The sequence below is a fragment of the Hymenobacter ginkgonis genome, assembly GCF_009755225.1.
GTDB classification, from domain to species: domain Bacteria; phylum Bacteroidota; class Bacteroidia; order Cytophagales; family Hymenobacteraceae; genus Hymenobacter; species Hymenobacter ginkgonis.
Genome location: NZ_WQKZ01000001.1, coordinates 850,540 through 876,919, shown reverse-complemented (window position 1 = coordinate 876,919; position 26,380 = coordinate 850,540). Strand labels below are relative to the sequence as shown.

Annotated in this window: 20 protein-coding genes, 1 other RNA gene and 1 riboswitch; of the genes, 8 read left to right on the top strand and 13 right to left on the bottom strand. The window is 61.0% G+C overall.

Translation table 11 applies throughout. The annotated features are described in order from the left end of the window. Positions 1-203: 203 nt before the first annotated feature. The 3 genes from GO988_RS03420 to GO988_RS03410 all read left to right on the top strand — a co-directional run bounded on the left by GO988_RS03420 (position 204) and on the right by GO988_RS03410 (position 6,898). Positions 204-3,269, top strand: a complete 3,066-nt coding sequence (locus GO988_RS03420) for a SusC/RagA family TonB-linked outer membrane protein (RefSeq protein WP_198172489.1) — start codon at positions 204-206, stop codon at positions 3,267-3,269. Between the two features lie 36 nt (positions 3,270-3,305). Next, positions 3,306-4,883: a SusD/RagB family nutrient-binding outer membrane lipoprotein gene (locus GO988_RS03415; RefSeq protein ID WP_157562110.1), complete on the top strand. Its 1,578-nt coding sequence runs from the start codon at positions 3,306-3,308 to the stop codon at positions 4,881-4,883. Positions 4,884-5,029: 146 nt separating this feature from the next. Continuing rightward, the gene (locus GO988_RS03410) at positions 5,030-6,898 is read left to right on the top strand and encodes a beta-N-acetylhexosaminidase (RefSeq protein WP_157562109.1); all 1,869 of its coding nucleotides are present in this window, start codon (positions 5,030-5,032) and stop codon (positions 6,896-6,898) included. Positions 6,899-7,050: 152 nt separating this feature from the next. Here the strand turns inward: GO988_RS03410 and GO988_RS03405 are convergent, their stop codons facing one another. The 11 genes from GO988_RS03405 to ffs all read right to left on the bottom strand — a co-directional run bounded on the left by GO988_RS03405 (position 7,051) and on the right by ffs (position 16,496). Continuing rightward, on the bottom strand, positions 7,051-7,332 hold the full coding sequence (locus GO988_RS03405; protein WP_157562108.1) for a TIGR03643 family protein: 282 nt from the start codon (positions 7,330-7,332) through the stop codon (positions 7,051-7,053). Positions 7,333-7,431: 99 nt separating this feature from the next. Further along, entirely contained in the window at positions 7,432-8,889 is a 1,458-nt protein-coding gene (locus GO988_RS03400; RefSeq protein WP_157562107.1) for an amino acid permease, read from the bottom strand. 229 nt (positions 8,890-9,118) lie between these two features. After that, a riboswitch (SAM riboswitch) is annotated at positions 9,119-9,228 on the bottom strand. A gap of 72 nt (positions 9,229-9,300) precedes the next feature. Further along, positions 9,301-9,951 (bottom strand): HD domain-containing protein, encoded by a 651-nt coding sequence (locus GO988_RS03395; protein ID WP_157562106.1) that lies wholly within the window; start codon positions 9,949-9,951, stop codon positions 9,301-9,303. Positions 9,952-10,001: 50 nt separating this feature from the next. Beyond that, on the bottom strand, positions 10,002-11,408 hold the full coding sequence (locus GO988_RS03390) for a hypothetical protein (RefSeq protein ID WP_157562105.1): 1,407 nt from the start codon (positions 11,406-11,408) through the stop codon (positions 10,002-10,004). A 79-nt stretch (positions 11,409-11,487) separates the two neighbouring features. Beyond that, complete coding sequence (locus GO988_RS03385) at positions 11,488-12,504, bottom strand: Gfo/Idh/MocA family protein (RefSeq protein ID WP_317164773.1); 1,017 nt, start codon at positions 12,502-12,504, stop codon at positions 11,488-11,490. 15 nt (positions 12,505-12,519) lie between these two features. Then, on the bottom strand, positions 12,520-13,662 hold the full coding sequence (locus GO988_RS03380) for a DegT/DnrJ/EryC1/StrS family aminotransferase (protein ID WP_317164772.1): 1,143 nt from the start codon (positions 13,660-13,662) through the stop codon (positions 12,520-12,522). Positions 13,663-13,706: 44 nt separating this feature from the next. Beyond that, on the bottom strand, positions 13,707-14,606 hold the full coding sequence (locus GO988_RS03375; protein WP_157562104.1) for a glycosyltransferase: 900 nt from the start codon (positions 14,604-14,606) through the stop codon (positions 13,707-13,709). A 15-nt stretch (positions 14,607-14,621) separates the two neighbouring features. Next, positions 14,622-15,299 (bottom strand): cell division ATP-binding protein FtsE, encoded by a 678-nt coding sequence (locus tag GO988_RS03370; protein ID WP_157562103.1) that lies wholly within the window; start codon positions 15,297-15,299, stop codon positions 14,622-14,624. A gap of 9 nt (positions 15,300-15,308) precedes the next feature. Further along, a complete protein-coding gene (locus GO988_RS03365) occupies positions 15,309-15,512 on the bottom strand; it encodes a fructose-6-phosphate aldolase (protein ID WP_317164771.1) in 204 nt (67 codons plus the stop codon). A 140-nt stretch (positions 15,513-15,652) separates the two neighbouring features. Beyond that, complete coding sequence (gene fsa, locus GO988_RS03360; protein WP_157562102.1) at positions 15,653-16,309, bottom strand: fructose-6-phosphate aldolase; 657 nt, start codon at positions 16,307-16,309, stop codon at positions 15,653-15,655. A gap of 90 nt (positions 16,310-16,399) precedes the next feature. After that, positions 16,400-16,496: signal recognition particle sRNA small type (ffs, locus tag GO988_RS03355), an RNA gene on the bottom strand. A gap of 262 nt (positions 16,497-16,758) precedes the next feature. On the opposite strand from ffs, the gene guaA reads away from it, so the two are divergent. Next, positions 16,759-18,306: a glutamine-hydrolyzing GMP synthase gene (guaA, locus tag GO988_RS03350; protein ID WP_157562101.1), complete on the top strand. Its 1,548-nt coding sequence runs from the start codon at positions 16,759-16,761 to the stop codon at positions 18,304-18,306. A gap of 152 nt (positions 18,307-18,458) precedes the next feature. Next, on the top strand, positions 18,459-19,187 hold the full coding sequence (locus tag GO988_RS03345; protein ID WP_157562100.1) for a type 1 glutamine amidotransferase: 729 nt from the start codon (positions 18,459-18,461) through the stop codon (positions 19,185-19,187). Positions 19,188-19,262: 75 nt separating this feature from the next. Here the strand turns inward: GO988_RS03345 and dgt are convergent, their stop codons facing one another. Next, positions 19,263-20,639, bottom strand: a complete 1,377-nt coding sequence (gene dgt, locus GO988_RS03340; protein ID WP_157562099.1) for a dGTP triphosphohydrolase — start codon at positions 20,637-20,639, stop codon at positions 19,263-19,265. A gap of 184 nt (positions 20,640-20,823) precedes the next feature. Here dgt and GO988_RS03335 point away from each other — a divergent pair, with 184 nt between their 5' ends. Further along, the gene (locus GO988_RS03335) at positions 20,824-22,362 is read left to right on the top strand and encodes a glycosyltransferase family 39 protein (protein ID WP_157562098.1); all 1,539 of its coding nucleotides are present in this window, start codon (positions 20,824-20,826) and stop codon (positions 22,360-22,362) included. A 72-nt stretch (positions 22,363-22,434) separates the two neighbouring features. Here GO988_RS03335 and GO988_RS03330 read toward each other — a convergent pair whose 3' ends face one another. Beyond that, complete coding sequence (locus tag GO988_RS03330; protein ID WP_198172488.1) at positions 22,435-23,130, bottom strand: DUF1361 domain-containing protein; 696 nt, start codon at positions 23,128-23,130, stop codon at positions 22,435-22,437. Positions 23,131-23,260: 130 nt separating this feature from the next. Here GO988_RS03330 and GO988_RS03325 point away from each other — a divergent pair, with 130 nt between their 5' ends. Continuing rightward, positions 23,261-24,979, top strand: a complete 1,719-nt coding sequence (locus GO988_RS03325) for an ABC transporter substrate-binding protein (RefSeq protein WP_157562096.1) — start codon at positions 23,261-23,263, stop codon at positions 24,977-24,979. A gap of 100 nt (positions 24,980-25,079) precedes the next feature. Further along, positions 25,080-26,375 carry a glutamate-1-semialdehyde 2,1-aminomutase gene (hemL, locus tag GO988_RS03320; protein ID WP_157562095.1) on the top strand — a complete coding sequence of 432 codons (1,296 nt, stop codon included), beginning with the start codon at positions 25,080-25,082 and terminating at the stop codon, positions 26,373-26,375. The last annotated feature ends 5 nt before the right edge of the window (positions 26,376-26,380 follow it).

Sequence of the window (26,380 nt, the reverse complement as noted above, 5' to 3'; positions counted from 1 at the left end):
CCCTGGCCAGCCCAGGCGCTACCAGTTTGCCAAGCATTAAAGCCGGCTACCCCCTCTTGCTAGGCCGGGCTTTGTCTGAATAGCTTTTATTTCTCGATTGCTTACTTACCCGCCTAGCAACCAGCACCCCCGCGGCGATGCGGGGGCTGGCCTGGCGGTTGGTGTTGTCTGGTTTCTTTTCACGCTCAATCCCTTGCAAGCTTATGGAAAAATCTACTTGGCTTTTGCTACCCCTGCTCTGCCTGCCCGGCTTGGTGGTGGCCCAAACCCACACCGTAACCGGTAGGGTAACCGATGAGAGGGGCAGCGGCCTGCCGGGCACTACGGTGGTGGTGCGGGGCACTACGCTGGGCGTCAGCACCACAGCGGAGGGAACGTACTCGGTGGCGGTGGGCGACACGGCCACGCTGGTATTCTCGTCGATTGGCTACAATGCACAAAGGGTACGGGTAGGCGGCCGGTCGGTGGTGAACGTAACCTTGAGCGAGAGCAACCAGGCGCTAGACGAAGTAGTAGTCACGGCCCTGAACATCTCGCGCGAGCGCAAAACCCTCGGCTACTCCGTGACGGAGATAGCGGGGCCCAGCCTCACGGTGGCCCGCGAAACCAACATCGCCAACTCCTTGGTGGGCAAGGTGGCCGGCCTGAACGTGAACTCCACGGCCGGCGGGCCGGGCTCGTCGAGCAACGTCATTATTCGGGGGGTGTCGAGCATCAACCAAACCAACCAGCCGCTCTACGTCATCAACGGGGTGCCGGTAGAAAGCCAGCCCAGCGGCGGCGCCGGGGCCACCATTGGCAACAGCGGCGGGCAGTACGACAACGCGCCCGACTTCGGCGACCCCATTTCCAACCTCAACCCCGACGACATTGAGTCGATTTCGGTGCTGAAGGGTGCGGCCGCCTCGGCCCTGTACGGCTACCGGGCCAAGGCCGGCGTTATCTTGATAACGACCAAGAGCGCCAAGGGCAACGACGGCATCGAATTCAACAGCAACTACGTGGTGCAGCGGGTATTTACCCTCACCGATTGGCAGTACGACTACGGCCAGGGCGCCAACAACACGAAGCCGACCACGGCGGCGGCCGCGGCCCAATCGGGCAACTCTAGTTGGGGCGGGCGGCTCGATGGCTCGCAAGTGGTGCAGTTCGACGGGACCCTGCGGCCCTACTCGGCGCAGCGCGACAACGTGCGCAACTTTTACCAAACGGGCGGGGCGCTCACCAATACTATTGCGTTCAACAAGAGCTTTACGGGGGGCACGGTACGCTTGTCGGCCAGCGACTTGGCCAATAAGGCCGTGATACCCAACTCGCGCCTCGACCGCCAGACGTTTAACGTGGTGGGCACTTTTGACCCGTTTAAGCACCTGACCATCGACGTGCGGGCCAACTACATTCTGGAGCAGGCCCGGAACCGGCCCATCCTGTCGGACGGTGCGGGCAATGCCAACTTCAACGTGGCCTTTTTGCCTACCAGCCTCGATGTGCGCGACCTGCGCGGCCCCAACGGCAATGGTACCCTGGCCAACGGCAACGAGTTCACCTTCAACTCGGGCAACCTCTACAATACCAATCCCTATTTTGCAGCCTATCAGTTTGTAAGCAACACCAAGCGCGAGCGCTTGCTCTCCAACATCACGGCTCGCTACACCCTCGACAACGGCTTGTTCTTTCAGGGGCGGGTAGGGCGCGATGGCTACAACGACCGCCTCACCACCGTGACGCCCTCGGGCACGGCCTACCGCCCGCTGGGCAGCATTACGGAAATCACTTCGCAGTTTACGGACCTCAACGTCGATGGGCTGGTGGGCAAGGCGTTCCACGTGGGCGAGGCGTTTACCTTCACGCCCAACGTGGGGGCTAGCTACCGCCGCACCAAGCAGGACGGTTTTTCTAACTCGGGCAGCGACTTTGCCGTGGCCGGCATCAACACGCTCGGCAACACCAAAACGCGGACCGTGACGCCCATTTTCACCGACCTCGAAGTGCAGTCGGTGTACGGCTCGCTGGATTTATCCTACAAGGAATTTCTGTATTTGACGGGTACCGTGCGGCGCGACTGGTTTTCGTCGCTGGCCACGCCAGGCGTCAGCAATGACCTGGGCAGCACCTACCCCGGCGTGAGCGGCTCGTTCGTATTCTCGGAGCTGTGGAAGCCGGAAATCCTGTCGTTTGGTAAAATCCGGGCGGGCTACTCGCAAGTGGGCCAGGCTACCGGGCCTTTCCAGACCCAGCTCAACTACTCGCTGTCGGCCACTACCCTCAACGGCGTACCCTACGGCGGGCCTTCTGATGCCAACATTCCGAACCGCAACCTGCGCGCCTCTAGGGCCAGCGAAGTGGAAGTGGGCACCGAGCTGGCCTTCCTCCAAAACCGCTTGCGGCTGGATTTGACGTTCTACAAAAAGAAATCGACCGGTGAAATCGTGAACACCCCAGCCTCGGGCACCTCCGGCTACTCGGGCGCGGTGCTGAACGCCGGCGAGATGGAAAATAAGGGGGTAGAGATGCTGCTGACCATCTTACCCGTGAAAACCAGCACCTTCACTTGGACGTCTTCCTTCAACGCGGCCTACAACAAGAACACGGTGCTGTCCTTGGCCGCCGACCAGCAGCAGTCGGTGTACGCCACCTCCCGCTCGGGGGTAGGCTTTTTGGGGCAGCAAGTGGGCAAGCCGTTTGGCCAGGTGCTGGCCTACGACTACAGCCGCAACGCCGACGGCTCGATTGCCCTAACGACCAACGGCGTGCCGCTGCGCGGTAACTTAACTTCCTTCGGCACCGCCTTCCACCCCTGGACGATGGGCTGGAGCAACGACTTTACCCTGGGCCGCTTCAACATGGGCGTGCTGATTGACGGTAAGTTTGGAGGCAAAATCTTCTCGGCCACCGACTACTACGCCACCATTTTTGGCTTGCGCAAGGAAACACTGGTCAACCGCGAGGGTACTTTCGGCCCCGATAAGCTCGATGCCGCCACCTACTACGGCACGCTGGCCAACAACGTGAGCAGCCAGTTTGTGCAGGATGCCAGCTTTATCAAGCTGCGGCAAATCACCCTGGGCTACTCGTTTCCGAGCGCGCTGTTTGGCAACAAAATTCAGCGGCTGACGCTGAGCCTGGTGGCCCGCAACCTGTTTTTCTTCCGGCGCCTCACCGACAACATCGACCCCGAGGGCAGCTACAATGCCTTTACGCAGGGCCTGGAACTGGGCGGCGTGCCGCCGTCGCGCACGTTCGGCCTCAACCTGAACGCCAAATTCTAGCGCCTGCCACTCCGTTCATTTTCAATGCCTTGCTATATGAAAAGCCTGTTCACTAAGACCACTGTGCTCGCCAGCGCGGCCCTGCTGCTGGCCAGCAGCTGTACCGATAGATTTAAGGAAATCAACACCAACCCGACGACCTACAGCCAGGCCTCGTTCGATGCCAACTACCTGCTCACGCAGTCGCAGCTCACCTACACCGGCAGCACCGACTTTGCCTACGAAACCTGGCGCGGCAACCTCATTTACTGCGCCACCTTCATGCAGGGCATGTCGTCGGTTATCAGCTACTGGGCCGGCGATAAGTACCTGCTCAACGAAGGCTACACCGCCGCCTACTGGGAACGGGCGTACTCGGAGCAGGTGAAATCGGTGACGGACCTCGTGGCTTCCACCGACGGCAAGCCGCAGTACAAAAACCTGCACCAGATAGCTCGCATCATGCGCGCACTTATTATGGAGCGCATCACGGACCTGTACGGCGACGCGCCGTACTCGCAGGCCGGCCAGGGCTACTACCAGGGCATTATTACCCCCGTTTACGACAAGCAGCAGGACATCTACAACGACCTGATTAAGGAAGTGACCGAGGCCTCGGCTGCCCTCGACCCAGGCGCCGACATTGCCTCGGGCGACGTTTTTTACAAGGGCAACATCGCGCAGTGGCAGCGCTTCAGCAACACCCTGCTGCTGCGCCTGGGCATGCGCCTGCTGAAGGTAGACCCCGCTAAGGCGCAGGCCATTGCTACCCAAGTGCAGGGCAAAACCATGACTAGCGACGCCGACAATGCCTACGTTCTTTTCGACGTGGCCGGCGGCCGCGCCACCCAAAACCGCAACAGCCAGGTGCTGCTCGGCGATGGCGGCCAGGAGCACTACTACGTGAAGTGGTCGCAGACTTTCATTAACTACTTGAAAACCAACAACGACCCGCGCCTTTCTAAAATCGCGGTGACGCAGCTTTACCTCTCGGACGGTTCTAAAACGCAGAACGCCAACTTCGTCACGACTGCGGCCGCGCAAAAGGGCATGCCCAACGGCCGCGACCTGAGCGGCCGGGCCGCCTACGACATCTCGACGGCGCCGGGCTATACCACCTTCCCCGACTACTCCTCGCCCAACCCCGGCATGATTAAGCGGACTGGCCCCGCGTTCATTCTCACCTATGCCGAGTCGGAGCTGCTGCTGGCCGATGCTGCCCAGCGCTTCAACCTGGGCAGCGCCGCCCAGCACTACACGGCCGGCGTCACGTCGGCCATGAGCTACCTCAGCCAGTATGACGCCACGATGACCGTGGCCCCAGCCGACATTACCGCCTACCTGGCGGCTCACCCCTATACGGCGGCCCAAGGCTTGGAGCAGATTAATACGCAGTACTGGGCCCTCACCTGCTCGATGCTTGATTTTTACGAAGCGTGGAGCAACTGGCGGCGCACCGGCTACCCCACCCTCACGCCGGTAGTGTACCCCAACAACGCCACCAACGGCCAGATTCCGCGCCGCTTCCCCTACCCCACCGGCGAAATCACGAGCAACCCCACTAATTACAAAGCTGCCAGCACTGCCGTTACGGGCGGCGACAACTTGCTGGGCCGCGTGTACTGGGATAAGTAAGGCGCTTGCTTAGTATTGACTAGTTTCAACTAGCTAACTACCAAGGACGTCATGCTGCGGCAAGCGCAGCATGACGTCCTTGTTTTTAAAATTGCCATTTCTTCGCTGCGGTTCATTTAACCGCGCTTTTTTCCAGCGCCCACCTCATGCCCCCCAAATTTCCTTTGCTTGGTAAGTACCTCGTCCTTTTTGCTGCCAGCCTAGCTACCTACTCGGCACTAGCTCAGGCGCCCCCTACCCCCTCCTTGGGCCTGGTGCCCCTGCCGCGCAGCGTGCAGACCTCGGCAGGCACGTACGCACTGCCCGCCACCTTACGCATCTATGCCCAAAGCCCGGACGAGCTGAACGTGGCCGGCCTGCTGCGCGAGCAACTGGCGCTGCTGGGCAAAACGGCCACCCTCACTACCAGCGCCGCCACGGCGCAAATTCGGCTAGTGAGCACGCCCGCCGGGGCTAACTCCGAAGCCTACCAGCTAACGGTGGACAAGAGCGGTGCGCGCATTGCGGCGGCGGGCGGTGCGGGCTTGTTCTACGGCGCCCAAACGCTATTGCAGCTGCTGCCGGCGCGGCCCGCGGCCGGCGCCGCGCGCGTGCCATTTGTGCGCATCCAGGACCAGCCAGCCTTTGGCTGGCGCGGGGGGCACCTCGACGTGAGCCGGCACTTCTTCCCGGTGTCATTCGTCAAGAAATACATTGATTTTATAGCCGCTTATAAACTCAATACCTTCCACTGGCACCTGACCGACGACCAGGGCTGGCGCATCGAGATTAAGAAATACCCCAAGCTGACGCAGGTGAGCGCCTTCCGCCAGGAAACCCTCATCGGCTCGCAGCCACTGCTCAAAACGCCCGCCGATTTTAAGTACGACGGCACGCCCTACGGCGGGTTCTACACCCAAGCCCAAATTAAGGAGGTGGTGGCGTATGCCCAGCGGCGCTACGTCACCATTGTGCCCGAAATTGAGATGCCGGGCCACTCGGTGGCCATCTTGGCCGCCTACCCCGAGCTGGCGTGCCGGCCCGGCCCCTACACGCCCTGGCCGATGTGGGGCGTGAACGAGGACATCGTGTGCCCGAGCGAGGCCACCATTCAGTTTTTCGAGAACGTGCTGGCTGAAGTGAGCCAGCTTTTTCCGGGTCGCTACGTGCACATTGGCGGCGACGAGGCCCCCAAAACGCGCTGGAAGGAAAGCGCGCTGGTGCAGGATATTATGAAGAAGGAAGGCTACACCAACGTGGAGCAGGTGCAGGGTTGGTTCAACCGCCGCATCGAGCAGTTTTTGACGAGCAAGGGCAAGAAGCTCATCGGCTGGGATGAAATTTTGGAGGGCGGCATTTCGCCCCGCGCCACCGTCATGAGTTGGCGCGGCGAAAAAGGCGGCATCGAAGCCGCTAAACTCGACCACGACGTGGTGATGACGCCCACCACCCACGTGTACCTCGACTACGGCCAGAACCCCCACCCTTTCAGCCCCTACGAGCCCCAAATGATAGGCGGCTTCCTACCCCTCGAAAAAGTGTACAGCTACAACCCGCTGCCCGCCGAGCTGACGCCGGCCCAGCAGCGGCACATTTTGGGGGTGCAGGCCAACCTCTGGACCGAGTACATCACGACCCCCGCCAAGGCCGAGTACATGCTGTTTCCGCGCCTGCTGGCCGTGGCCGAAGTGGCCTGGACGCCCGCCGCCCAGAAGAGTTACGCCGCTTTCCTGCCGCGCCTGGGCCAGCAATACGCCCACCTCGACCTCCACAAAATCAACTACCGCGTGCCCGAGCCCTTGGGCCTCGACAGCGCCAGCCAGGTAGTGCAGGGCGGCAAGGCTGTGTTCACGCTGCGCTCGCTGGTGCCGGGCGCTCAAATTCACTACACCCTGGATGGCAAGCTGCCCGACGAAACCACCGACCTCTACACCCAGCCGGTAGCTGTGCCGCTGGGCCGCCGCCTCACCGTGCGGGCCGTGGCCATCGCCCCCAACGGCCGCCACAGCCCCCCCGCCGAGCTAGTGGTCAAGTAAAAAGCAGGGGGTGGGATGCGGCGGGGTCTCACCTAGAAGCACGTAGAGAAAACTTAATAAAACGCAAAAAAGAACGTCATGCTTCGACAAGCTCAGCATGACGTTCTTTTTGGTTTTTTGCTAAACCCCAAACAGGCTTATAGCTACCGCTCCTACCCCCTTTTAGAAATCTTATTGTGCGTAATGCTGCGCTGCAAATTTGACTTAAACCGCGCGTCGTCAACGGCGCTTTTTACTTGATGCTTGGTGGCGCGGCCTTGCACGCGAGCGCGCCACATGCGCCAGGAGGAAGGCTTCATTTCGCGGCGCATCAGCCGGATTACGTCGTTTTCCTTTAGCCCAAACTGAGCAAATATGGCCTCGAAGGGCGTGCGGTCTTCCCAGGCCATTTCGATGATGCGGTCGGTTTGCTGGTCGGTGAGGGGCTCGGTCATGCTTGCACAAAAAAGCCGCCCTGGCAAACTACCGAGGCGGCTTTTATACAAGGTAATCCAGCGCGTAAGTGTTCGCCGAAAGGCGAATAACCGGCTATTTTATTCCACTAATTTTCCTTTGGCGGCTTGGCGCAGCTTGCTGTGTTTTTTACCGTAGCCGTAGTAAATAGCCAGGCCGATGGCCAGCCACACGGCCAGCCGCAGCCAGGTTTCCCAGGGTAAACTCAGCATCATTACCAGGCAGGTGAGAATGCCCAGGATGGGCACCAGCGGCACCCACGGCGTGCGGAAGCTGCGCGGCGCGTCGGGGTCGGTTTTGCGCAGGATGAGGATACCCAGGCACACCATCACGAAGGCCAGTAGCGTGCCGATGCTCACCATTTCGCCCACTACGTTGATGGGCACGAAGCCCGCAAACAGGCTGATGAACGCGCCCAGCAGCAAGTTGGACTGCACCGGCGTGCGAAACTTGGGGTGGATGCGGGAGAAAGCGGGGGGTAGGAGGCCGTCTTTCGACATCGAGAAAAATACCCGCGACTGCCCTAGCAAATCGACCAGAATCACGGACGTGTAGCCCACCATAATTGCCAGGATAATGGCGCCGCTGAGCCAGGCGTAGGGCGTTTTTTCGATGGCAATGGCCACCGGCGCGGCGCTGTTTTTAAACTCGGTATAGTTGGCCAGGCCCGTGAGCACGTAGCCGAACAGCACGAACAGAATGGTGCAGACGATGAGCGAGCCCAGAATGCCGATGGGCATGTTGCGCTGCGGGTTTTTGGTTTCTTGGGCCATGGTGGCCACGATGTCGAAGCCAATAAAGACGAAGAAAATAACGCCCGCACCGCGCAAAATGCCGCTCCAGCCAAACTCGCCAAACTTGCCGGTGTTCGCCGGAATGAAGGGGTGGTAGTTGGCCGGGTCGATGTATTTCCAACCCAACGCAATGAATACCAGCACCACGGCCACCTTCAGGGCCACCACCAGCGCATTAAACCACGCCGAGCCCGACGTGCCCCGAATGATGATGGCCGTGATGGCGAGCACCACCAGCATAGCCGGCAGGTTGAGGTAGCCGTGCACCACCGAGCCATCGTGCAGGGTGGCGGTTTCGAAGGGCGAGAGCACGAGCCGGGCGGGCAGGTGCAGGCCGTACTTCTCCAAAAACTTCAGCAGGTACTGCGACCAGCTGATGGCCACCGTGGCGGCGCCCACCGAGTATTCGAGCACGAGGTCCCAGCCGATAATCCAGGCGAATAATTCGCCCATGGTAGCGTAGGAGTAGGTATAGGCCGAGCCCGCCACCGGCACCAGCGCCGCAAACTCGGCGTAGCACAGCGCCGAAAAGGCACAGCCCACCGCCGCCACCACAAACGAGAGCGTGACGGCCGGCCCCGCGTGGTTGGCGGCCGCCAGGCCGGTGAGCGAAAACAAGCCCGCTCCGATAATGACGCCAATACCCAGCGCAATGAGGCTCACGCCGTTGAGCGTGCGCTTGAGCGTGCCGGTGCCCGATTCGGCGGCTTCCTGCCGCAGGAGTTCCAATGATTTTTTTAGCATACTGTAGCTGTGGCACGGCTGCTGCCAGCCGCGCCTAAACGACCCGCCAGTTGGTGCGCATGCGCGCCCAACCATCCGCAGTCAACCCTCAAAAATTGAAAAAAGCAACGCCCCGTACCCTACTCCACGCTCAACAACAACAGCGCCCTACCCCTGCTAAACCGGCGCACCGCACCGCGCTGCTAGTTGGAAGGCAAACACTGGGTAGAAACGTAGAAAAGGCCACGGGCTTTTATAGGAGCGACCATGGTTTGGCCGCCGTTCGGTTGGCACCGTTCCGCAGAAGCGGAGGTTGCCGGCGCGTCGCAGAGCCTATCTCTCAGCGCCTCGGTATAAAAACAAGCTAGCCAGAAAGCCGGACTTGACGAGGCAAAGGTAGGGCCAAATGAAGCTTTTGTGATGGCTTAGGGGCTAGGCGGGGGGTAGGCCGCCCTGCTCCCAGGCGGCCAACTCGGCTTGCAGGTTGCGGCGGGCGGGCGCATCAAGCGCGGCGTGCAAAGCAGGCGTGTGAAATAAGACGGGCGCGGCCAGCATTTTGGCCAGCACCTTGCGGCGGCCAGGGCGGTACAGCAAATCGGGCACTAGGCGATACTCGCGGCGCACCTGGTGGGCATAGGCCCAATACGCCGCCTCCGGCGCCCCCAAAATGCTGAGGTCCGCGTCTAGAAACAGCAGCAAGTCGGCATCGCCGGGCGGTTGGGGCTGGGTATGGTCGGCGGTGCGGCGAATGAGGTCGGCTACGCGCTCGCGGCGGGCAGGCTCCAGGTTGGTTTCTTGCAAAAAAGCCAGGGCCCACTCGGCACTTTTAGCCTCATTGTCTGCGCTTAGGGCCTGGTACACTGCATCGTGAAACCAGATGGCCAGTTCCACTACCACGGCATCCTGCATCGGAAAACCGGCCACTTTATGCAGCAGGTTCTCAAGGTGCTGCAAGTTGTGGTAGTGCCGGCTAGGCGCCTCGTAAGCCGTGGCCAGCCTGGTTAGCTCGGCCTCGCGGCGGCTATAATCGGGCAGCAGCGGGGCCACAAGTTGGTGCCAGCGAGAACGTAGGGCAGGAGTCATGGGAGCGAGCGAGTTATTATTTTGGCAACGCAATGCTACACCTCTCGGGGCTAATGCACCCGCACATCGGCGGGCTCAAGGCCGGGCCGGCTGAGGCGCAACGAGTCGAGGCCATACCAGCGGGCGGCATCCTGGTTGTAGCTGGCACTGGCGCGGGCGCTTAGCGTTTCGCCTAAAATGAGCACGTACTGCGGATGAATACCTTGCAGCGGCTCGACCGCCACTTCGTGGGCGCCTGCTTGCCGGGCCCGCCGGATGGCTGCGTCGCGTGCTGCCAGCTGGCGCCGGTAAGCGGGGGCGTTTTCGAACCATTCGCGCCAAGCGGCGCGCTCGGGGCCCCCGCCCACCAGCACCAGCACGTAGAGCAGCGCCGGCAGCCGCAGCCGTAGCAGGAGCTGGCAAGTTGAGCTAGGGCCAGCGGGCAGGGCCGCCCACAGCACCACCAACCAACTGGTAAACAACCCAAACCACATAAAATTGAGCGCCCGCACCGCCGGATAGCCCCAGGCAGTGAAACTCAGAAATAGCATTTGCAGCCCTACCCCTCCTAGCACGAAGCAGAGGCCCCAGCGTAGGGGCAGGCGCAGGCCCGTCGGGCGTAGGTGGCGCAGCCGATAGCCCAGCCGCGCCAGTAGCAGGGGCGCCACTACCAGGGCCGTTACCTGCCGGGGCTCGGTCAAAAACATATAGGTTTGCACCACAGCCCGGCCCAGCACTTTCCACAGCGGAATGGCGGGCCCCAGGTGCTCCTCGTGCATTCGCACCAGGTTGCCGGGCGCAGCGGCTACTACCACGCCGGCCACCAAAGCAAAGCCCGCTAGCCCCAGCCAACGGTGCAGGGCCGGGCGGTCGGCCCGGCGGTAAGCCAGGTAGCAAAGCCAGGCGAGCGCCCAACCCAGCAGCAGCAGCGACAATTCGAGCGCGCCCGCCACGCCCAGCATCGCCCCTACGGCCAGCGTGTACCAGGCAATGCGCCCCCAGCGGCTGCCGGCGCGCAGCGACTGCAGCACCGCCACCGGAAAAACCAGGCTCAGTATAGCAGGCACCTGGTATACGACGGCGCTCGAAAACCAATAGAAAGCTGCGTACGGGCTCGGCATCACGTAAAGATGCCCCAGCAGCAGCGCTACTGACCAAGCCCCGGCCGCGCCCCAGCCCAGGCGCTGGCGCGCCAGCACCCGCAACGCCAGCGCCTGGGCTAGGCCCGTAGCCCCCAACCAGCCTAACGACAACAGTTGCACTCCCTGCGGCCAGCCGTAGGCCACGGGGTTGAGGCGGGTCAAAAGAATGGTAAAAAAGCGCCCCGTGTGGGTTGTATAAATATATTTTTCGGCGCCCCACTGGCCCAGTCGGCCCACCAACGCAGCAAAGTCGTAATCATCCCAGTAGGGCTGGTTGTAGAAAGCCAGGGCCAGGTAGGGCAGCAGCAACAGCGCCAGCCCGCCCCCCACAAGCACACGGTGCCAAGCGCGCAGCCGCCACGCTAGGCGCCATTGCCGGGAAGCCGCCCTGCGGGACGCAACAGGCCCGGGCGGCTTAGCGGAGGGCATAAATTCTCTCAATTATTTCCACCACCTTCAGGCTTTCCAGCGCATTGGTAGTGGCAAATTCGCGGCGCTGCACCGTAGCTACTACGTTGTCAATCACCTGCACATGGTTAGCGGCCGAGCCCTGGTAGGGGCCGTAGTCGTTGGCGGGGTTGGTGGGGGGTAGGGCGGGCAGCGCATAGTCCTGCAAGTGGCAATATTCCACTTTATCCAGGTATTGGCCGCCAATTTTGAGCGAGCCGCGCTCAGCCACTACCAGCAGCGAGCTTTCGAGGTTGCGGTCCCACACGGCGGTGCTGTAGCTGAGCGTGCCGCTACCCCCCCGCACGAGGTCGAAGGTGACGAGGCCACTGTCTTCAAACTCGGTGATACCTGCATGGGTAAAGTCTTGAAAACGAGCCGATATATTAGTAATATCACCAAACACCCAGTACAATAAATCTACAAAGTGGCTGAACTGCGTGAAGAGCGTGCCGCCATCGAGCGCCTGCGTGCCCTTCCAGCCGCCGGGGCGGTAGTAGCGCGCATCGCGGTTCCAAAAGCAGTTGAACTGCACCAGAAATACCTGCCCCAGCCGGCCTTCCTCAACTACCTGCTTGAGCCAGGCAGCGGGCGGCGAATAGCGGTTTTGCATCACCCCAAACACCAGCTGGCCCGTTTGCAACGCCGTGTGCACAATGAGCTCGGCGTCAATTTTGCGCAGGGCAATGGGCTTTTCGACCACCACGTGCAGGCCGTGGCGCAGGCCCGCTACGGCCTGCGGAGCGTGCAAGCCATTGGGCGTGGCCACGGTGAGCACGTCGGCGGCTGGGCCCGCAGCTAGGTATTCTTCCAACGAAAGAAAGAATGGCACACCAGGAAATTCGGCTGCTAAATCCGCCCGCAATTCCTCGCGCACATCAACCAACGCCACTAAGTGGGCGCCGGCGCCCCGCGCCACTAATGCCGCGTGGCGCCGGCCAATGTGGCCAATTCCGCAGATGACGAAGCGAACAATCAAAGGCACTTCACTAGTATTAAGTTAAGCCGGGAAGAACGCCCGCACGCAGGCACTGGTGTATTCTTGCTGCGCCAACGTCAGCGCGGGCTGCACTGGCAGCGCCAATACCTGCTGGCACAACTGCTCAGCAATTGGAAATTGCCCCAGCTTATAGTTTAAAAAGGTATAAGCTTCTTGTTGATGCACGGCCAAGGGGTAATAAATCGCACTAGATACACCATGTTGACTAAGATGCAGTTGCAGGGCATCGCGGCGGCCGGCCTCTGGTATTTTGATAGTATACTGATGGAAAACGTGGCTACTGCGCGGGTCGCGAGCCGGAATCTGCAGCCCGCCGATGGTAGCAAAAACCGCATCGTAGCGAGCAGCTACCGCTTGGCGAGCGGCTTGGGCCGCCGGCAAATGGCGCAGCTTTACGCGCAGCAGGGCGGCTTGCAGCGTATCGAGGCGCGAGTTGAGACCGATGCGCTGGTGGTGGTATTTCTGGCTTTGGCCGTGGTTGGCGAGCTGGCGCAGCAGTGCCGCGCGCGGCGCAGCGCGGGTGAGGAGGGCGCCGCCATCGCCGAGGCAACCCAGGTTTTTACTCGGAAAAAAGGAGGTGGTCCCTACCTCCCCTACGGTTCCAGCATGGGCTATTTCGCCGCTGGCAAAGGTGAATGTAGCGCCCAGCGCCTGGGCATTGTCTTCAATAAGGGCTACGGCAGCGGCAGCACATAGCGCGCGTAGCGCCTCCAAATCAGCACATTGCCCAAATAGATGTACCGCTATTACGGCGCCAGTACGCGGGCTGAGTGCCGCCCGCACGGCGGCTGGGTCTATGTTAAAGGTGTCGGGCAGCACATCGACCAGCACCGGCCGCAAGCCCAGCACCGCCGCCGCCTCCAGCGTAGCCACGTAGGTGAAAGCTGGTACGATAACCTCGGTACCGGGGGGTAGGGCCAGGCTCAGCAGGGCCAGCGTGAGCGCGTCGGTGCCATTGGCGCAGGGCACCACGTGCGCCCCCCCCAGGTACGCGCCCAGTTCGGCGGCAAACTGCCCCACGGCCGGCCCCTGAATAAAGGCGGCTTCCTGCACTGTGGCGTGCCAAGCGGCATCTAGCTCGGCCTGGTAGGCAGCATGCTCGGCCACGAGGTCGAGCAGGAGAATGGGGGTAGGACCGGACACAAAAAAGGCGAAAAGCCAAAGATACCCGCCGGGTTTGGGCCAGCCTAGAGTTCTTGCAGCAGCCACAGCAGCTTTAGCGCATCGAGCGCGCGCAGGCTGGGCCGGGCTGCCAGCAAGTGGCGACGCAGTAGGGGCGCTAAAGCTGCCAGCGCAATGCGCCCTACCCCCGCCAACCTCGCTCGGCGCAGGCGTAAGGCCAACTGCACCAGCCGTGCATCGGTCCCCAGGCCGTCGGTGCGCAGCATGTGGGCGAGGTTGCGCACGGCCTGGTGTGTTTTGTCGAGGAATATGGCCGCGGGCTCCAGGCCATCGTGCAGCACAGGGTTTTCAAGGTGCTGAATGCGTACGCCAGCCTGCGCTAGGGCCAATCCAAAGCGGGTATCCTCGTGCCCATAATCTCGGAGACGCTCATCGAATGGGAATTGAGCCAGCAACGCCTTGTCCAGCAAGGCATTGTTTATGGTAAGTTGGTTGCCGGGCGCGCGCTGGCGGGCGGCGGCGGGCTGCATCTCGCGGGCCCGGCCATAAAGCCAGCGCAGATACAAAGCAGGGGCGGCGGGCGGTGTAGCTTCGTAGGTAGTGCCCCCAATGAATAAGCCCACGGCAGGCTGCGCCCGCAGGGCTTGCGCATAGCGAGCCAAGAACTGGCCGTCGGGTAGCAGGCTGTCATTGTCGAGCAGCAGCAGCCATTCATTCTTCGCGCTGGCTGCTAGCCGGTTGCGGATGGCGGCCCGGCCTATATTGGCCGGCAGCTCTTCGTAGCGCACGCCCGGCTGGTGGGCCAACAAGCGGTTTTTTGCCTGGTATTCGGCGGCCGACTTATCGTCAAGTAGCACGATTTCTACCTGGCCCGGCCAGTCGGCTACTTGGCCTCGCAGGCTACTAACCAGCCGCGTTACGTCGCGGTTAAAAACTGGAATCAGAACAGAAAGGCCGACGTGCATAGCAGCAGAGAAACGCTACGGCCGGGCCGAATCCAGCAGCTGCCCATCTTTGCAAGTGAGTACGCGGTGCGGGTATTTTTCCAGCAGCTGAAAATTATGCGTAGCCATAAGAATGGCGGTACCCGCGTTATTTATCTGCCCAAACAGGTCCATAATACCAGCCGACACCTCAGGGTCGAGGTTGCCGGTAGGCTCATCGGCCAGCAGCAAAATGGGTTCATTCAGCAATGCCCGCGCGATAACTACGCGCTGCTGCTCGCCACCCGAGAGGCGGTGCGGCATCCGGCCGCCCACGCCACTGAGCCCCACCTGCATCAGCACTTCGCTGATGCGCTGCTGCTTGCGGGCCTTACCCCGCCAACCGGTAGCATTGAGCACAAATAGTAGGTTTTCGGCCACCGTGCGGTCCGATAGCAGCTGAAAGTCTTGAAAAACAATGCCTAAGCGCCGGCGCAAATACGGCACCTTACCGGCACCTAGCCGCGCCAGGTCGTAGCCCGCCACCTCACCCGTGCCTACCAGCAGCGGCAAGTCGGCATACAGCGTTTTGAGCAAAGACGACTTGCCGGCCCCGGTGCGCCCCACCAAGTACACAAACTCGCTTTTTTCGAGTCCAAACGAAACGCGCTCTAGCACCGCCCGCTCTTCCTGGGTGATGGTGGCGTCGCGCAATTCAACTACCAGCTCGGTCATAGCAGCAACTTACAGTTCGAGCTTACGCAATTTGCCAAATTCCAGCTCCGAAATAATAGCCGCCAGCGGCTCCTCCTTGCCCGCCAGCCCGTAGCGGTGCAAGTCTTTGAGCGGCCGGTCGGCCCGGAAATACGCAATCAGCACAAACTGCTCGTCGCGTAGCTGGATGTAATCCGGAATTTTGGCCTTGCCTTTTACTTTGATAATGTACACTTTTTGAATTATGAGTTGAGAAGAACGTCATGCTGAACGTAGTGAAGCATCTCGCTCGCTTCGCTGAACGATTGAGGTACTGCTGCACGTGAGATGCTTCACTACGTTCAGCATGACGTTCTTTTTAATTCATACTTCCTCTAAGCATTTACCTTCTGGTGGTCGGCCAAGAAAGTAGCCAAACCCTTGTCCGTCAGTGGGTGGCTGAGCAGGCCGGTGATAACGCTGAGCGGGCAGGTAACCACGTCGGCGCCCAGCTCGGCGCACTGAATGAGGTGCGGCACGTGGCGCACGCTCGCGGCCAGCACTTCGGTGGCGTAGCCGTAGTTAGCAAAAATCTCGATAATCTGGGCAATCAGCCCCAAGCCATCGGCTCCAATATCGTCGAGGCGGCCCACGAAAGGTGATACGTAGGTGGCGCCCGCTTTAGCTGCCAGCAGTGCTTGCCCAGCCGAGAAAATAAGCGTGCAATTGGTACGGATACCTTTGTCGCTGAAGTATTTAATGGCCTTGATGCCTGCTTTAATCATGGGCACCTTCACCACGATGTTGGGGTGCAGGTCGACCAGGGCTTCGCCCTCGCGAATGATGCCTTCGTAGTCGGTAGCAATTACTTCGGCCGACACGTCGCCGTCCACAATATCACAGATGGCTTTGTAGTGAGCCATCACGGCATCGGTACCCCGGATGCCTTCTTTAGCCATCAGCGACGGATTGGTGGTTACGCCATCAAGTACGCCGAGGTCTACGGCCTCTTGAATTTCGGCTAGATTGGCCGTATCAACAAAAAACTTCATTCAGTAGCAAAAAAAGAACCGGCCCAAAGCTACGCGCCAGCTGCCCAAACCTGGCAACTAAGCACGGCTATGGGCCGGCTGGAAAAGACAAAAAAAGCGAGCCAAAATCGCACCGCTCAACCACCTACCCTTGCTGCCTTCCGGCCCTGGGGGAGTTCAGCAGGAGCTGGTCGTTCTGACTCGCCGGTACAAAGATAGGCATTGCCCCCGGATTAACGAGGGTTTCAGCAGATTTCACAGATTTTGTGAACGGTTGCCGAGCGTAGTGGCCTGATTCTTTGAGACAAAAATAGCTTTACGCCTACCCTCCTCAAAACCTAAACGCAAACTATACTGCGGAGAAAGCCGGCTGAGCAGGCTATTTTTGCACCACCAACTAGCGCAACGGCCGAGCGGAATCGCCCATAAAATCCGTGCAATCCGCTAAAATCCCCGTTAACCCGTGATTTATGGAGCAAATTCTGATTCTGGACTTTGGTTCGCAGTACACGCAGCTCATTGCCCGACGCATTCGCGAGCTGCACGTTTTTTGCGAAATTCATCCCTACACCCACGCCCCCCAGCTGGCCGAGCGCATTAGCTCCGGCGACCTGCGGGGCGTTATTCTTTCGGGCTCGCCCTGCTCGGTGCGCGATGCCGATGCGCCCAACCCGGACCTGACCGCCTTGCTAGGCCAAGTGCCGGTGCTGGGTATTTGCTACGGCGCGCAGCTGCTGGCCCAGCAGGGCGGCGGCGACGTGCAGGCCGCTACCAGCCGCGAGTACGGCCGGGCGCGCCTCACTAGCCTCAACGAGGCTTCGCCCTTGCTGCGCGGCCTGCACCTCGACACGCAGGTGTGGATGTCGCACGGCGACACGATTAAGGTCCTACCCCCTGCTTACGAGGTCATTGCCAGCACGCCCGAAGTGGCGGTGGCGGCCTATAAGCTGCCGGGCCAGGACACGTACGGCATCCAGTTTCACCCCGAGGTGACGCACTCGACGGAGGGTAAGCAGCTGCTCGAAAACTTTGTGGTCAACATCTGCGGGTGCAGCCAGAGCTGGACGCCCGAGCACTTCGTGGATTCGATGGTAGAGGCGCTGCAAAACACCATCGGCCCTGACGACCAAGTGATTCTGGGTTTGTCGGGGGGGGTAGACTCGTCGGTGGCGGCCTTGCTGCTGCACCGCGCCGTGGGCCCGCGCCTGCACGGCATTTTTGTTGACAATGGCCTGCTGCGCCAAGATGAGTTTGCTTCTGTGCTGCAAGCCTACGAGGGCCTGGGCCTGAACGTAACGGGTGTGAATGCCGCGCCGGAGTTTTATGCGGCGCTGGCGGGTATTTCCGACCCCGAGCTGAAGCGCAAGGCCATTGGCCGCACGTTTATTGAGGTATTCGACCGCGAGGCGCAGAAAGTAGAAGGCGCGCGCTGGCTGGCGCAGGGCACTATTTACCCCGACGTGATTGAGTCGGTGTCGGTGCACGGCGGGCCGGCCGTCACCATCAAAAGCCACCACAACGTGGGCGGCTTGCCCGAGAAAATGAACCTCAAAATTGTGGAGCCACTGCGCATGCTCTTCAAAGATGAGGTGCGCGAAGTGGGTGCTACGCTGGGCCTACCCGCCGATATTCTCAACCGCCACCCTTTTCCCGGTCCGGGCCTGGGCATTCGCATTCTGGGCGACATCACGCCGGAGAAGGTAGACCTTTTACAACGTGCTGATGGCGTTTTCATTAACCTTCTCAAGGAGCGTGGCCTCTACGCCCAAACCTGGCAGGCCGGCGCCATGCTGCTGCCCGTGCAAAGCGTGGGTGTGATGGGCGACGAGCGCACTTACGAGCGCGTGGTGGCCCTGCGCGCCGTAACGAGCGTAGATGGGATGACGGCCGACTGGGCCCATTTACCTTACGATTTTCTGGCCGAGGTTAGCAACAAGATTATCAACCAGGTACGCGGCATCAACCGCGTGGTGTACGATATTTCGAGCAAGCCGCCAGCTACTATCGAGTGGGAGTAACCCGATAGAAATACTACCCAGACGTCCTGTTCCTCTGGCGTCCCGAAAGCAGCATCTTGGCCGCATCGCTAACCCAAGCGCACGGGCTTATTGAGATGCTTGCTTCGGGACGCTAGACGAGCAGGACGTTCTTTCTCCATACCTACTAAACCATGCGCTGGCATTGCCTCCAACACCTGCCCGACGAAGGCCCTGGCTACGCCGCCGAGTGGCTGGCGGCGCACGGCCACTCGCTGACTTACACGCGGTTACTCGAGCCCTACCCCATCTTTCCGGGGGTAGACGAGTTTGATGGGCTGCTGATTTTAGGCGGGGCCATGAGCGTGCATGAGGAGGAGGCCTTTCCGTGGCTGCGCGACGAGAAAGCGTTTCTGCAAACCACGTTGCGGGCGGGCAAAATCACGCTGGCTATTTGCCTGGGAGCACAGCTAGTGGCGCAGGCGTTGGGCGGCGAGGTGCACCCCAACCCCGACCCGGAAATCGGCTACTGGACGGTGCGGTTTTCGGCAAAGGCACTGGCGCACCCGCTGCTGCGCGGCTGGCCCGCCAAAGCCACGGTGCTGCACTGGCACTTCGACACATTTACGGTGCCGCCGGGGGCCGTGCGCGTGGGTATGTCGGCGGGCTGCGCAGCGCAGGGCTTCGTGTGGGGCGATGGCCTTATCGGCCTCCAGTTTCACCCCGAAATGACGGAGGAGATGGTGGAGCATTTAATGCATTTCGAAAACCACGAAGCGGCCGAAGAACAGGAGTTTGTGCAAACCGCTGAGCAAATCAGGGCTAAGCTAAAATCGGGGTGGAAGGGTCGTAAGCTACTCGAAGCTTTGCTGGAAAATATGGTGGCGCTCCACGCAAGCGAAGCGAATTTTCTTTCTTCCTAGCCAACGAAAAGGGCGGTCCTGCTTCGGCAAGCGCAGCAGGACCGCCCTTTTTTGATTTTGATAGTTCGATAACCGCTAGAAACCCTTCGGTAACTCAATTCCCTTAATCGTTTTATATAAGCTCAGCGCGTGCTGGTCAGTCATGCCGGCCACGTAGTCGGTGAGCAGCAGAATTTGCTCGTAGGCGGTGGCCTCTTTCTGGAAGCCAGTAGCGCGGTACTGAGGGGGTAGGAGGTCGAGCAGCTTGCGCGAGCGGTGGTTGGCTTGGCGGTCGAAGATGGCGCACAGAAACGTATTGAGCAAGCCGCCAAGCACTTCAAAGCCAGCGGCTTCAATCTCCAATACCGGGCGCGAGCGGTAGAGTTTGTCGATGCTTAAGCGCTGAATTTCCTGCAAAAACGCGTAGCCGCTCAGCTCTTTCACCAGCGGCGCGTCGTATTCGCCGCGCAGGATGGCGGGTGCGTGGTGGGCAAAGCGGGTAGCGGTTTCATCCACGAGCTGGCCGATGAGGGTGGCCCGTAAGTAACCCAATTCCTCCTGCCAATCGCGCCATTGCAAGCCGCTGCTCGCCGTGCGGGGGCGGGCGTTGGGGGCCGCATCGCGCAGTTCGCGTAGCAGCTTCAGGCCGCGCTCGTGGTCGATGAGGCCCAGCTTGAGGCCATCTTCAAAATCAATAATGCGGTAGCAGATATCGTCGGCCGCTTCGACCAGAAAAGCCAGCGGGTGCCGGTGGTAGAAGCCAGCAGCCGCGTCTTTAGGCCGCAAGCACAATTCGGTAGCAATGAGCTTAAAGCGTGGGTTTTCGGTTTGGAAATGGCCGTATTTCTTTTCGCTAGCGCCGTGCTGTTTTTTATCGGCTTCGATAAGCGAAGGGCGCGGGTACTTCGTGAAAGCGCCCAGCGTAGCGTACGTGAGCCCTAGCCCGGCCGAGCCGCTGCTGAGCGCCGGGTAGGTGTGGGTGAGGATGCGAAAGCCCGCCGCGTTGCCCTCGAAATGCATGAGGTCTTCGCGCTCGGCGGCGGTGAGGTTGGTCACGAACGGGTCGGCGGCGCGAGAGGCAAAGTAGGCCGAAATCGCGTCTTCGCCCGAGTGGCCGAAGGGCGGGTTGCCGATGTCGTGGGCCAGGCAGGCGGCGGCCACAATGTCGCCGCAGTCCTGGGCAAAATCGGGCAGCTCGCGGGCCAGGTCGGGGTCGGCTTCGAGCACACGGCGGGCCGACAGGCGGCCCAGCGACCGGCCCACGCAGGCCGTTTCGAGCGAGTGCGTGAGGCGGGTGTGTACGAAGTCGGTTTCGGGCAGTGGCATCACCTGGGTTTTGCGCTGCAAGCGCCGAAAAGCCGACGAAAAAACTACTCTATCATAATCAGCCAGGTAGGGCGAGCGGCCGGGGGTAGGCGCTTCGGCGGGGCGGTCGGGGTAGCGGCGGGTAGAAAGCAGTTGGGACCAGGACATTTAACGAGTAGCAAGTAATACTTAACAATAAGGCAGAAGGCAATAAAAATCACTTGTCATTGCGAGCTTGCAAAGCAATCTTTCCTCTCCACTAGGGCTCCTAACCCCACGAAGAAGACGCTAAGGAAAGATTGCTTCGCAAGCTCGCAATGACGGGCGGGTTTATGCTTACTGCTTCTTGAAAATGAAACGCTCCTTACCCCTACTATTTGCGCTAATCAAGTTCATTTCGGGGCTGCTGCTGGCCGGCTACGGCACCTATGAGCTGCAACGCGATGAATATCTCTACCTCGACTACGGCCACCACCTAGCCTGGGGCTATATTGAAGTGCCGCCCCTCACGGCCCTGCAAAGCTGGGTGACTTTGGCGCTGGGCGGCGGCTTTTTTTGGGTGAAGATGTGGCCGCTGCTGTGGGGCAGCCTCACGATTTATGTAGTGGTGCGGCTGGCGCAGCGGCTGGGCGGGGGGCCGTGGGCGCAGGCGCTGGCGGGCGTGTGCTACCTCACTACGGCCTACGGGCGGCTCAACTTGCTGTTTCAGCCCAATTCATTTGAGGTATTTAGCTTCACGCTAGGGCTTTACTTGCTGGTGCGGCACGCGCAGCCCGATGGGCAGCCGCGGCACTTATATTGGCTAGGCCTAGTGTTGGGGCTCAGTGTATTGAACAAATACACCGCCTTCTTTTTTGGAGCCGCCGTAGTGGCCGCGCTACTTCTGACGGCCCCGCGCTCGTTTGGCCGGCGGCCCGTTTGGCTGGCTGCGGGCATTGCCCTACTGGTGGCCGCGCCTACCCTGTGGTGGCAGGTGCAGCATGGCCTGCCGTTTCGCCACCACATGGCCCTGCTGCACAGCACCCAACTGGTGCACGTATCGGCGGCGGGCTTCTGGCGCGAGCAGCTAGTGCTGTGCGTTGCGGCGCTGCTGGTGTGGGTGCCGGGTTTGTGGGCGGCCTTGCGCGGACGGCCAGTGCTGGCGGCCCGTGTGGCAGGCTTGGTGTACGTGGGTGGGCTGTTGATTTTGACGCTACTGCACGGTAAAAGCTACTATAGCTTAGGCTACTACCCGGCGCTATTTGCTGTGGGCGCAGTATGGTGGCAGGCGCAGCTGGCGCACCGGCCCCGCTGGCGCATGGCCCTGCTGGCTGTGCCCGTGCTACTGTGGGTGCCCTTTGTGTACAATATTTTCCCGGTTCTACCGCCAGCCGCTATGGCCCACTTCAGCCAGCAGCCCTTGCAGCAAAAGCTGGGGTTTACGCACTGGGAAGATGGCAAAGCCCATGCCCTACCCCAAGACTTTGCCGACATGCTGGGCTGGCGCGAGCTGGCCGACAAAACTTACCAGGCCTACCAAGCCTTACCCGATTCGACCCGGGCCCGCACGCTCATTAAATGCGATAATTACGGCCAGGCCGCCGCCATCAACTATTATAATCGCGACCGGCTCATGCCTGCTGCCACTAGCTTCAATGGCAGCTACTTATACTGGTTTCCAGCCGTTCCTGCGCGGCCCTGGCGGCACCTGCTGCTCGTGGGCGAGGGGCACCCGGTTTGGCTGACGCCTTATTTCAAAGACTTTCACAAGGTGGGAGAAATTACGCATCCCTACGCGCGCGAAAAAGGCACTACTATTTACCTGGGCACTAACCCTACCCCCGCTTTGGTGGCCCGCGCTACCACCGAGCGGCGCTCAGCGCTCGCGGCGTGGGAAAACAATATGCCCTGACTACGCCCAGCAAGGCGCCCGCCAGTGGCCCAAGGCATAGGCGGGCGCCTTGCTAATCAACAAGCAACTAGCTTACTGCTCTTCTATGCCTAGTTCTTTGCGCTGCCCCAGCAGCCGCACCGTGGCGTAGCCAATCAACAAGAAAGCCCAGAAAACTACGGTTACGCCCCAAGCTTGCCGATTATGCAGAGGGTGCAAAAACCGCTGCAAAATGTCATAAAACAAGGTGAATGGATTGCTAATAATATCCCAGCTATTGAAGCGCAAAAACCGGCCTAAGTAGACCCCGAACGCGCTGAGCCCCAGCGCCACCGTGGCAAATACCCAGCCCAGCCAGAAGCCCAGACGCTGCCGCACCAGGGTGTGCATGTCAAGCAGCGAAGCGTAGGCCAGCATCAGGCCGTTCCAGGCGCAGGACATGATGAGGGCCAGGTCGTACCAGTAGGGCACACCGGGGCGGGGCACCAGGTGAAAAAGGTCGGTAACGAGGTAGGGCGCGTTGGGAAAAAAGAGCAGCCACACTACCCCCACCGGCAGCAGCAAGCGCACCCCCGGCGGCCGGGCCGCCAGGTGCAACGCAGCACTAAGACCAAATGGAATAGCGGCCAGAAACAGATTCCAGAGCAGAAAGATGAACGTTGGCTCGCGCGTTAGCACTATTCGCACGGCGATAAGGGCAAAGCTCAGGGTCAGCGACAGCCCTAGCGCCAACAGCAGCGGCAGACGGTGGCGCAGGGCAGGCAAGGACAACGGCATGGCAAGAGTCATGGGATAGCAGCAGGTTAGGAACGCGTAGCTAAGGTAGCAAACCGCGGGCGCGGGTTGCGTTCGGGCCCCGCCGACCCAGGCAGTACCTTTGCGGCAGCTAACGCGGCGCACTGGCCGCCTCAGTACTTGCATGACTCACTTTTATCGGGCCGCCCCGTCGTGGCGGCGGCTGTTGCTGCTGCCGCTGGCCCTGCTCAGCCTCACGGCGGCGGCCCAAGGCCAGCTTACCCGTTACCGCACCGGCAAAACTCAGCTCGACCAGGGCCACTACGCTGTGGCCATGAAGGAGTTGGAGCCGCTGGCGCAGCCCATCAATCACTTTGCGCAGGCCCCCGATGCGGCCTACCTCTACGCCGTGGCCGCTACCCGGCTGGGCCAGTGGGCCGAGGCCGAGCAGATGCTCAACCTCATCCGCAATCAGTATCCGACCTACCCCAACTCCAACGATGTTCTGTATTTACAGGGCCAGGTATCGTTCGAGCAAGGCGACTACGACACGGCCCTGCGCACGCTGGGCCAGCTGCCAGCCGGCCAGCTCACGGCCGAGCGCGAGGCCATTCAGGCCTTCTACTTGGCCAAGCTGAAGGACCGCGCCACTTGGCAGCGCCTGCAAAAACGCTACCCCCAAAGCAAGCTGGTAGGCCGGCTCTACGCCGATTTTTTGCTTAGCAATAGCTCCTCGGATGCTGACCGCCAGCAGCTCGATGCCCTAGTGACGCAGTTTAAGCTCGACCGCAACCACTACGCGCCAGCGCTGGCCGCAGCGGCGGCTCCCAAAGCGCTGGCGCGCAAGGCTACGTACAACATTGGGGTGCTCCTACCCTTCGAGCTGCAAGACAATAGCTGGCAGACGCAGCGTAAAAACCAGTTCGTAACCGACCTCTACGCCGGCCTGCGCTTGGCCCAGGATTCGCTGCAGCGTGCCGGCCACCCAGTGCAGCTTTTCGCTTACGATACCGGCGCCGACACGCTAACGCTCAAGAATGTACTGGCTTTGCCCGAGCTGGCGGGCATGGACCTGCTCGTTGGGCCGGTATATAAGTCGGGCGCCAAACTGCTGGCCCGCTACGCCCGCGAGCACCAGATTATTTGCGTCAACCCGCTTTCGCAAGATGCTGACTTGCTGACGGATAACCCCTACCACTACCTCTACGCGCCCAGCGCAGCTACGCAGGGCCGGCTGGCGGCGCAGTTTGCCGCTTCGGCGTTTGGGCTGGGACGCCCGGCCGTGCTGCTGCACGAAGATGCCAAGGACGACAACGATTTTGCCGCAGCCTACCAGGCCGCCTACGAGGCCGGCGGGGGCCACCTACTAGCCAACAAAGCCTTTCGCCCCGACGACCCTACGGCGTTTGCTACCGCCCTCATGGGCGTTGATTTGGCCACGGCCAGCCACCTCGTAGTAGCTTCGGACAATCGCCGGGCGGGGCCCGCAGCTTTCTCAGCCCTCTCGGCCGTGCCGGCGGCTACCCGGCCTGCGCTGCTGGTGCCCGGCGCCTGGCTCGACAATACCAGCCTGGAGCCCAGCCAGCTCGGCGGGGCCAACGTGTACTACTATCATCCGAAGTATTTTGACCGGCAGCAGCTTGGCTACCGGCGCTTTCGCCAGCTTTACCTGGCCAAGCAAAACCTACCCCCCTCCGTATTTGCCAGCCAGGGCTTCGAGCTGCTCTTGTTCTTCGGCAACGCACTTCAGCAGTACGGACCAGCGTTTCAGAGTGGGTTAGCTGCGGCCCCACCGCTGCCGGGCGCCATTTTCGAGGGCCTCGCCTACCCCGGCGGCGCGCACGACAACCAAGTAGTGCCGCTGCTCAAACTCAGCAACCTAGAGCCGCAGTTAGTGCGTTAACTCATTAACTGGCTGACAATTGCTCAACCCTCAGGTTGCTCAGCAAGCGCTAAGCCGCTACGCATTGACCATTATTTATTAACCTTTCATCATTACCTGCTTGACTACTTCCGAAACCTTGTTTGCGCGCGCGCAGGAACTCATTCCAGGCGGCGTTAATTCGCCGGTGCGGGCTTTCCGTGCAGTGGGTGGCGCACCCATTTTTATGCAGTCGGCCCAGGGCGCTTGGCTCACTGATGTTGATGGCAACCAATACGTTGACTTTATCAATTCGTGGGGCCCCATGATACTTGGCCACGCCCCCGAGGTGGTGCTCGATGCCGTGCGTACGGCCCTACCCCATTCCTTATCGTTCGGGGCGCCTACCCGCCGCGAGGTCGAATTGGCCGAACTGCTCACCGCAATGGTCCCGAGCGTGGAGAAAGTACGCCTTGTGAACTCGGGCACTGAGGCCACTATGTCGGCAGTGCGGGTGGCGCGCGGCTACACAGGCCGCGCCAAAATCCTTAAGTTTGAGGGCTGCTACCACGGCCACGGCGACGCCTTTCTGATTGCCGCGGGCAGCGGCGCGCTCACCCTGGGCGCCCCCGACTCGCCGGGCGTCACGCAGGGGGTAGCGCAAGACACCCTCACGGTGCCCTACAACGACCTGGCCGCCGTGGAGGCGGCCATCGCCGCCAATCCCGACCAGCTGGCGGCCATCATTATTGAGCCCGTAGTGGGCAATATGGGCCTCGTGGAGCCATCACTCGGCTTTCTGGCTGGTTTGCGGGCACTGTGCACCCAGCACGGCATCGTCTTTATTTTTGACGAGGTGATGACGGGCTTCCGCCTCGCGCCGGGCGGTGCACAGCAGCTATATGGGGTAGTGCCCGACATGACGACGCTTGGCAAAATCATTGGCGGCGGCCTGCCCGTGGGCGCTTACGGCGGACGCGCCGACATCATGAACCAGGTGGCGCCCGCGGGTAAAGTGTACCAGGCCGGCACGCTTTCGGGCAACCCGCTAGCTACGGCCGCTGGCTTGGCCCAGCTGCGCTATTTGCACGAGCACCCCGAGGTGTACGAGCAGCTAGAGGCCACCAGCGCCCGGCTGGCCGACGGCACCCGTCAGATTGCCAAAGAGTTGGGCCTGAATTACACCGTCAACCGGGTAGGGTCAATGTTCAGTTTGTTTTTCACCCCCGAGCCCGTCCATAACCTGGAGGATGCCAAGAAGGCCGACTTGCCTGCCTTCGGCCGCTACTTCCACGCCATGCTGAAGCGCGGCATTTACCTCGCGCCTTCGCAATTTGAGGCGTTGTTTGTATCGACCGCCATCACCGACGAGCTGGTGGAAAAGTACTTGCTTGCCTGCCGCGAGTCGTTGCAGGAGGCGCACGCGCCGCAAGCCTAACCCTG

What these genes read in the sequence shown, in the direction of transcription:
- dgt (WP_157562099.1), bottom strand. Translation starts at nt 20,639, where the DNA reads ATGTCCTGGTCCCAACTGCTTTCTACCCGCCGCTACCCCGACCGCCCC.
- GO988_RS03400 (WP_157562107.1), bottom strand. Translation starts at nt 8,889, where the DNA reads ATGCTAAAAAAATCATTGGAACTCCTGCGGCAGGAAGCCGCCGAATCG.
- fsa (WP_157562102.1), bottom strand. Translation starts at nt 16,309, where the DNA reads ATGAAGTTTTTTGTTGATACGGCCAATCTAGCCGAAATTCAAGAGGCC.
- GO988_RS03325 (WP_157562096.1), top strand. Translation starts at nt 23,261, where the DNA reads ATGACTCACTTTTATCGGGCCGCCCCGTCGTGGCGGCGGCTGTTGCTG.
- GO988_RS03335 (WP_157562098.1), top strand. Translation starts at nt 20,824, where the DNA reads ATGAAACGCTCCTTACCCCTACTATTTGCGCTAATCAAGTTCATTTCG.
- GO988_RS03395 (WP_157562106.1), bottom strand. Translation starts at nt 9,951, where the DNA reads ATGACTCCTGCCCTACGTTCTCGCTGGCACCAACTTGTGGCCCCGCTG.
- GO988_RS03370 (WP_157562103.1), bottom strand. Translation starts at nt 15,299, where the DNA reads ATGACCGAGCTGGTAGTTGAATTGCGCGACGCCACCATCACCCAGGAA.
- guaA (WP_157562101.1), top strand. Translation starts at nt 16,759, where the DNA reads ATGGAGCAAATTCTGATTCTGGACTTTGGTTCGCAGTACACGCAGCTC.
- GO988_RS03405 (WP_157562108.1), bottom strand. Translation starts at nt 7,332, where the DNA reads ATGACCGAGCCCCTCACCGACCAGCAAACCGACCGCATCATCGAAATG.
- GO988_RS03420 (WP_198172489.1), top strand. Translation starts at nt 204, where the DNA reads ATGGAAAAATCTACTTGGCTTTTGCTACCCCTGCTCTGCCTGCCCGGC.
- GO988_RS03375 (WP_157562104.1), bottom strand. Translation starts at nt 14,606, where the DNA reads ATGCACGTCGGCCTTTCTGTTCTGATTCCAGTTTTTAACCGCGACGTA.
- GO988_RS03330 (WP_198172488.1), bottom strand. Translation starts at nt 23,130, where the DNA reads ATGACTCTTGCCATGCCGTTGTCCTTGCCTGCCCTGCGCCACCGTCTG.
- GO988_RS03415 (WP_157562110.1), top strand. Translation starts at nt 3,306, where the DNA reads ATGAAAAGCCTGTTCACTAAGACCACTGTGCTCGCCAGCGCGGCCCTG.
- GO988_RS03345 (WP_157562100.1), top strand. Translation starts at nt 18,459, where the DNA reads ATGCGCTGGCATTGCCTCCAACACCTGCCCGACGAAGGCCCTGGCTAC.
- GO988_RS03410 (WP_157562109.1), top strand. Translation starts at nt 5,030, where the DNA reads ATGCCCCCCAAATTTCCTTTGCTTGGTAAGTACCTCGTCCTTTTTGCT.